Genomic DNA, 7,184 nt, shown 5'->3' on the forward strand with positions numbered 1-7,184 from the left:
CTCGTGGGTGTGAGCGGCGCGTCCCCGACTCGGGGACGCGCCGCACCCGTTTTCCAGGGATCAGCTCGTGCCGTTCGCCGAACCCTTGTCCTCGGAGACGGCCTCCGTCGCCGCCCGGTCGGCGGCGAGCATCCGCCGGTCCGGGACGAGGGCGCCCAGCGCCCAGTGCAGGAGGAACGCGGCGATCAGGCCGACCACCCAGCCGTACGAGGCCAGTGGGCCCGCCACGGACAGCAGCGCGCCGACGCCGAAGGCGAGCAGCGCGCGCCAGTTCCAGCCGCCCGAGTACCAGTACTCGCCGTCCCGGTCGAACAGGGCGGGCAGGTCGATCCTGGTGCGGCGCAGCAACCAGTAGTCGGCCAGCAGAATGCCCGCCACGGCACCGAGAATGCCCCCGACGGTGCCCAGCCACACGAAGATGTAGGTGTTCTCGTCCTCCAGGAGCTTCCACGGGAAGATCAGGACACCGAGGACACAGGTGATGAGCGCGCCGGTGCGGAAGCCGATCAGGTTCGGCTTGAGGTTGGCCAGGTCGTAGGCGGGCCCCACCAGGTTGGCGGCCACGTTGGTGGACACCGTGGCCAACAGCACCACGAAGATCGCGAACAGCAGACCGAGACCGGAGTCCATCCTGTCCACGACGTCGATCGGGTTCCAGATCGGCTCGTCGTACACCGCGGCGGTGCCCGCGGTCACCATGACCGCGATCAGCGAGAACAGCGTCATGGTCGTGGGCAGGCCCAGGGACTGACCCATCACCTGCGCCCGTTGGGTGGAGGCGAACCGGGTGAAGTCACTGATGTTGAGGGTCAACGTCGCCCAGTAGCCGATCACACCCATCAGGGACGGGAAGAACAGCGCCCAGAAGGACGGGCTCCAGTCCAGGGGCCGGTCCACGGACAGCATCGGGCCGAGGCCGCCCGCCTGGGAGGCCATCCAACCCAGCAGTGCGACGCCGCCGAGGATCATCAGGGGCGCGGCCCACAGCTGGACCCTGCGCACACCCTCCATGCCCCACAGGACGATGGCGACCTGGGCCAGCCAGAACACCCCGAAGGACAGCCACAGCGTCCACGGGTACCCGCCGAACTCCCCGGCGTCCATCCATGGGGCACCGAACAACCGACCGGTCAGGACGTACACGCCCTGCCCGCCGATCCAGGTCTGGATGCCGAACCAACCGCACGCCACCGCCCCGCGCAGCAGCGCGGGCAGGTTCGCGCCGCGCACCCCGAAGGAGGAGCGCGCGAACACCGGGAACGGGATGCCGTACTTGGCCCCCGGGTGCCCGGTCAGGACCATCGGCGACAACACGATGAGGTTGCCCAGGACCACCGCGAGCATCGCCTGACGCCAGTCCAGGCCGGCGGCGATCAACCCACTGGCCAGCGTCCAGGCGGGGATGCTCACCGACATGCTCACCCACAGGGCGGAGAAGCTGCCGGTGCCCCAGCTCCGCCTGGACATGGGTACGGGCTGGAGGTCGTCGTTGACGAGGGGGCCGGCCGGGAGGGTGGTGCCCTCCGGCAGGGAGACACGGCCGTCGGGATGGGTGACCTGTGCGGTCGACTCGGGTCGCGGTGGGGCTTGGGACACGGGACACCTTCTCGGTGGTGCTGACGGGGACGCATGACGGCGGGATCGCGCTCGGGGCCGGGGGAGGGCCGGATAGGAGGCGGATTCAGGCCGTCGACCATCCTCACACGTCGCCGGGGTCGCGACGACGTTCCCGTGCGTGGGCGGTCGGGGCCGGCCCCCGGTGTCGGGGCCGGCCCCCGGTGTCGGGGCCGGCCCGGCCCTACACGGGTCACGGACGTGGCCGCGTCCGCTCAGGACATCGCCGGGACGATCCTGCTCCCGTAGGTGTCGATCACACCGTCGACGTCGTCGTGCATCGCGTAGATCGCGAACTGGTCCACACCCGCGGCGCGCAGCCGCTCCAGCTTCTCCAGGTGTTCGTCGACCGTCCCGATCAGGCAGAACCGATCGACGATGGCGTCCGGAACGAAGCCGGTGTCCGGGTTGTCGGCCCGGCCATGGTGGCTGTAGTCATAGCCTTGGCGGGCCTTGACGTAGTCGGTCAGTTCCCGGGGCACCATGTCCGACCGGTCCCCGTACCGGGAGACCAGGTCGGCGACGTGGTTGCCCACCATTCCGCCGAACCAGCGGCACTGCTCCCTGGCGTGGGCCCGCCCCTCCATGGACCCGTCGGTGACGTAGGCGGGCGCGGCCACGCACACCTTCACCTCGTCCGGATCGCGCCCGGCGTCGGCGGCGGCCGACCGCACCGCCTTGACCATCCACTCGGTCAGGTAGGGATCGGCGAGTTGCAGGATGAACCCGTCGGCCCGCCGCCCCACCAGTTCCAGGGCCTTGGGTCCGTACGCGCCCATCCACATGGGCAGGGAACCGTCGCGCACCCACGGGATGCGCAGGGTCGCTCCCTCCACGTCGGCCTCGCGTCCTTCGGCGAGATCCTTGATAGCGGTCATCGCCCGTGAGAGTCGGTCCAGGGTCGCGGGCCTGCGCCCGGCCACCCGCATCGCCGAGTCGCCGCGGCCGATCCCGCAGATCGTCCGGTTCCCGTACATGTCGTTGAGGGTGGCGAACACCGACGCGGTCACCTCCCACGCGCGGGTGGCGGGGTTGGTGACCATGGGGCCCACCACCAGGCGTTCGGTCCGCTCCAGGACGCGGCTGTGGATGACGAAGGGTTCCTGCCACAGCACCACGGAGTCGAAGGTCCACCCGTGCGTGAACCCCTTCTCCTCGGCGCGCGCCATCCGCTCCACCAGAAGGTCGGCGGGCGGATCCGTCTGGAGGACCAGTCCGATGTCCATGCGGCCCCTTCAGATCAGGTACTGACAGGTGGACCTGGGCACGTACGAACCGTCGCCGGCCGAACCCAGGTAGGAACCCCGGTCCACGATCACGCGGCCCCGGGAGAGCACTGTGCGGGCCTCGCCGGTCACCCGTTTTCCCTCGTAGGCGGAGTAGTCCACGTTCATGTGGTGGGTGTCCGCCGACAGGATCCGCTCGGCGTTGGGGTCGTACACGACCAGGTCGGCGTCGGCGCCCGGGGCGATGGTGCCCTTCCTCGGATACAGACCGAACATCCGGGCCGGGGTGGCGCACGCCAGCTCGATCCATCGTCGGCGACCGATGCGTCCCTCCACCACTGCCTGGTGAAGCAGGTCCATCCGGTGCTCCACCCCGGGCATGCCGTTGGGGATCTTGGAGAAGTCGCCCACGCCCAGGTCCTTCTGCCCGCTGAAACAGAACGGGCAGTGGTCGGTGGAGACCACGGAAAGGTCGTTGGTGCGCAGCGCCCGCCACAGGTGGGCCTGGTGCTCCTCGGGCCGCAGCGGCGTCGAGCATACGTACTTGGCGCCCTCGAACCCGGGTGCGGCGAGTTCGTCCACCGTCAGGAACAGGTACTGCGGACACGTCTCACCGAAGACGTTGAGCCCCATGTCCCGGGCCCGGGACAGTTCGGCCACGGCCTCGCCCGCCGACACGTGCACCACGTACAGCGGAGCGCCCGCGACCCGGGCGAGCTGGATGGCGCGGTGGGTGGCCTCCGACTCCAGCAGGGCCTTGCGGACCTCCCCGTGGTGGCGCGGGTCCGTCCGCCCCTCGGCCAGGGCCTGCTCGACGAGGACGTCGATGGCGATGCCGTTCTCGGCGTGCATCATCGTGAGCGCGCCGTTGGCGGCGCCGCGCTGCATCGCCCTCAGGATCTGCCCGTCGTCGCTGTAGAACACGCCCGGGTAGGCCATGAACAGCTTGAACGAGGTGACGCCCTCACCGACGAGGGCGTCCATCTCCCTCAACGAGGATTCGTCGACGTCGGACAGGATGGCGTGGAACGCGTAGTCGATCGCGCACCGGCCGTCGGCCTTGGCCATCCAGGAGTCCACCCCGGCGCGTACGGACTCGCCCGGCCGCTGGATGGCGAAGTCGACGATGGTGGTGGTGCCGCCCCACGCCGCCGCACGGGTACCGGTCTCGAAGGTGTCCGAGGAGTACGTACCGCCGAACGGCATCTCCATGTGGGTGTGGCCGTCGACGCCGCCGGGGACGACGTAGTGGCCGGTGGCGTCGACGACCTCGGCGTCGCCTTCGGCCCAGGTGCGGGCGGCGTCACTGCCGCGCAGGGCGAGGGCGGCCACCTTCCCGTCCTCGACGAGGACGTCGGCTTCGACCTCCTCCGCCGAGGTGACGACGAGGCCGCCGCTGATGAGGGTCCGGGCCATGGCCTCATCCCTCCGTCAGCGGGCCGTAGGCGTCGGGCCTGCGATCCCGGTAGAACGCCCACTGCCGACGGACATCGTCGACCATGTCGAGGTCGAGGTCGCGGACGACCAGTTCGGCCTCGGTGTCGGAGGCGACCTCGCCCACGAACTGTCCGCGCGGGTCGACGAAGTAGCTGGTGCCGTAGAAGTCGTTGTCGCCGTACTCCTCCCGGCCGACCCGGTTGATGGCGGCGACGAAGTACTCGTTGGCCACGGCGGCGGCGGGCTGTTCGAGCTTCCACAGGTGTGCGGACAGGCCACGGCTGGTCGCCGACGGGTTGTAGACCAGTTGCGCGCCGGCCAGGCCCAGGGCACGCCAGCCCTCGGGGAAGTGGCGGTCGTAGCAGATGTAGACGCCGACGCGGCCGACGGCGGTGTCGAACACCGGCCACCCGAGGTTTCCGGGGCGGAAGTAGTACTTCTCCCAGAATCCTTTGACCTGCGGAATATGGTGCTTTCGGTACTTTCCGAGATAGGTGCCGTCGGCGTCGATGACGGCGGCGGTGTTGTAGTGGAAACCGGGTTTATCGATCTCGAAGATCGGGAGCACCATCACCATGTTCAGTTCCGCCGCGAGCGCCTGGAATCGTGCGACGGTGGGGCCGTCGGGTACGGGTTCGGCCCAACGGTGGTGTTCGGCTTCCTGGACCTGACAGAAGTAGGGTGCGTTGAACACCTCCTGGAAGCCGATGATCCCGGCGCCCTGCGCGGCGGCCTCCCGCGCGTACCGCTCGTGGGCGTCCAGCATGGACGCGGTGTCTCCGGTCCACTCGGTCTGTACGAGTGCGGCCCGGACGTTGTGCGGCATGGTTCCCTCGCTCCTGGTCGAGCATGCGACCTGCGCTGTAGAGATCGCACCCTAGATAAGAGACGAATGGCCGGTCAATATCCGACACCGGGCGGGACCGGATAAGAGCGTGTTAACCGAATTCGCGTTTGTGTCGTATGGGGATATATAACCTTCCTGTGGTGCTATTCGGTCGGAGGATCGGACAAGTTCGAGCGCCCATCGCGGTGGAATTTCATGTATCCGCACATGCGTCGGGGCCGCCGGATCGGATCCGGCGGCCCCGCCCGCGCGACGTCGGTGTCACACGTCAGCCGGTGACGTCGACCTCGACCTCGTTGCCGCCGAGGGTCTCGGCGCTCAGACCCATGTGGGAGATCTGCGAGGGGTCGTCCACGTCGAACACGATCACGGTCTCGTAGCTCTCACCGGGCTCCAGTGCGATGAGCATGCTGTCCTCGGTGTAGTCCCAGGTCGCCTCGTAGTCCTCTTCGATCTCTTGACCGTCGTAGGTGTAGAGGTGCTGCTCGTCGCGCCAGAAGTCCTCGGCGGACGAACCGGCCGGTTCGACCTCGATCCACACCGCGACGTACTCGCCGACCGGGGTGTGGCTGCCGGCCTCGGGGAGGCCCGAGTCGATCTGGGTGATGGTGAAGCGCAGACCCTCGTGCTCCACGGTCTCGCCGATCCCCGGCATGTCGGGGTTGGAGCGCGGCTCGTTGCCCAGACCGGAGTCGGTGTCCACTCCCGCGGAACCGCCGTTCCCGCCCCCACCGGTGCCCTCGGACCCACCGCCGGTGGTGCCACCCTCGTCCTCGGGCTCGTCACCGAGGACGAAGACCAACAGGACGACCAGGACCACGCCGATCACGAAGAGGCCACCGCAACCCAGGCTGATCCACAGCCAGGGGGAGGACTTCTTCGGCTGCGGTCGCCCGTAGTGGCCACCGGGAGGGGGACCCATCGGCGGTTGGCCATAGGGCCCACCGGGGGGCATGCCGCCGGGAGGCATTCCACCGGGGGGCATGCCGCCCGGTGGGGGCGGACCTGCGGGAGGCATCCCGCCGGGAGGCGGCCCCATAGGCGGTTGCCCGCCTGGGGGCGGAGGTCCGTAAGGAGGAGGCTGACTCATGGCGGGGCCTGGCTTTCTGAAGACTGAAGTTGTGCCGTTGGCTGAGACGCCATCCGACTTGCGCCGGTTCCAAGAGCTTTGGGCACGCTCCGACGATACCGACATGCTGAGGGTCGAGGTCAACGCCGACCGCGAGGTGTCCCGACCGTGGTCGTCTCGGTGAAAGGTGGGACGCCCTGTCTCGCCGATCGGTTCTGAGAAGGTGGGCGCATGGCACGACTGCTCATCGTTCACCACACCGTCTCACCCGCCACCCGCGAACTCCTGGACGCGGTCCTGGAGGGGGCGCGCGACGACGACGTCGAAGGCGTGGAGGTCGAGGTCAGGGCGGCACTGGCGGCGACGCCGACCGACCTGCTGGCGGCCGACGCGGTGATCCTCGGCACCCCCGCCAACATCGGTTACATGTCGGGTGCCCTCAAACACTTCTTCGACACGGTGTACTACCCGGTCCAGGTCGATCGCCAGGGCATGCCGTTCTCCCTGTACGTGCACGGCGACAACGACACCTCCGGTGCGGTGCGTTCGGTGGAGTCCATCGCCAAGGGCATGGGCTGGGAACGGCACCGCCCCCCGGTGACTGTGACCGGGCGCCCCGACGCCGAGGCCCGGGAGGCCTGCTGGGAACTGGGGGCGGTCACCGCCCTCGCCGCCTTGGAACACGCCGAAGGGTGAGGGGATGGGGTGGGCCGACTTCGAAGGGGCCGTCGAGAACCGGTCACTCGGTCACACACGACCCTGAACACGGCTTTTTCGGCAAGGATCGGTAAGTCTGCGTCAAGGGTTGCCATCCGGGACGAGCGGGGCGGCGTGGCGTCCACCGCACGTCCTCGCTTCGAGGCCAGGATGGTCCACGGACCGCGGGGGAGCTCCGAAAGGTGACCCGCTCCCCCCGCGGCCTTCCCACCTTCCATCGAACCACCGCGTGGCCGCCCACCGGCCCAAGATCTCAGGTCGCGCGGTGACCTCG

The 7,184-nt window shown here is 69.1% G+C and carries 6 protein-coding genes; 1 reads left to right on the forward strand and 5 read right to left on the reverse strand.

All coding sequences use genetic code 11. The annotated features are described in order from the left end of the window. Window positions 1-60 precede the first annotated feature (60 nt). From NLI01S_RS01540 to NLI01S_RS01560, 5 genes are all read right to left on the reverse strand, one after another. The gene (locus NLI01S_RS01540) at window positions 61-1,596 is read right to left on the reverse strand and encodes an NCS1 family nucleobase:cation symporter-1 (RefSeq protein WP_067597923.1); all 1,536 of its coding nucleotides are present in this window, start codon (window positions 1,594-1,596) and stop codon (window positions 61-63) included. A gap of 233 nt (window positions 1,597-1,829) precedes the next feature. After that, complete coding sequence (locus NLI01S_RS01545; RefSeq protein WP_067597926.1) at window positions 1,830-2,840, reverse strand: TIGR03842 family LLM class F420-dependent oxidoreductase; 1,011 nt, start codon at window positions 2,838-2,840, stop codon at window positions 1,830-1,832. Between the two features lie 9 nt (window positions 2,841-2,849). Then, window positions 2,850-4,256, reverse strand: coding sequence for a dihydropyrimidinase (gene hydA / locus NLI01S_RS01550; protein ID WP_067597929.1), 1,407 nt, complete (start codon window positions 4,254-4,256; stop codon window positions 2,850-2,852). 4 nt (window positions 4,257-4,260) lie between these two features. Next, complete coding sequence (locus tag NLI01S_RS01555; RefSeq protein ID WP_067597932.1) at window positions 4,261-5,103, reverse strand: nitrilase-related carbon-nitrogen hydrolase; 843 nt, start codon at window positions 5,101-5,103, stop codon at window positions 4,261-4,263. A 289-nt stretch (window positions 5,104-5,392) separates the two neighbouring features. Beyond that, window positions 5,393-6,046 (reverse strand): DUF4352 domain-containing protein, encoded by a 654-nt coding sequence (locus NLI01S_RS01560; protein WP_223809062.1) that lies wholly within the window; start codon window positions 6,044-6,046, stop codon window positions 5,393-5,395. Window positions 6,047-6,424: 378 nt separating this feature from the next. Here NLI01S_RS01560 and NLI01S_RS01565 point away from each other — a divergent pair, with 378 nt between their 5' ends. After that, on the forward strand, window positions 6,425-6,889 hold the full coding sequence (locus NLI01S_RS01565) for a flavodoxin family protein (RefSeq protein WP_067597938.1): 465 nt from the start codon (window positions 6,425-6,427) through the stop codon (window positions 6,887-6,889). Window positions 6,890-7,184 lie beyond the last annotated feature (295 nt).

Origin of the sequence: Nocardiopsis listeri NBRC 13360 (assembly GCF_001570765.1) — a bacterium.
Classification (GTDB): domain Bacteria; phylum Actinomycetota; class Actinomycetes; order Streptosporangiales; family Streptosporangiaceae; genus Nocardiopsis; species Nocardiopsis listeri.

What these genes read in the sequence shown, in the direction of transcription:
- hydA (WP_067597929.1), bottom strand. Translation starts at nt 4,256, where the DNA reads ATGGCCCGGACCCTCATCAGCGGCGGCCTCGTCGTCACCTCGGCGGAG.
- NLI01S_RS01565 (WP_067597938.1), top strand. Translation starts at nt 6,425, where the DNA reads ATGGCACGACTGCTCATCGTTCACCACACCGTCTCACCCGCCACCCGC.
- NLI01S_RS01555 (WP_067597932.1), bottom strand. Translation starts at nt 5,103, where the DNA reads ATGCCGCACAACGTCCGGGCCGCACTCGTACAGACCGAGTGGACCGGA.
- NLI01S_RS01560 (WP_223809062.1), bottom strand. Translation starts at nt 6,046, where the DNA reads ATGGGTCCCCCTCCCGGTGGCCACTACGGGCGACCGCAGCCGAAGAAG.
- NLI01S_RS01545 (WP_067597926.1), bottom strand. Translation starts at nt 2,840, where the DNA reads ATGGACATCGGACTGGTCCTCCAGACGGATCCGCCCGCCGACCTTCTG.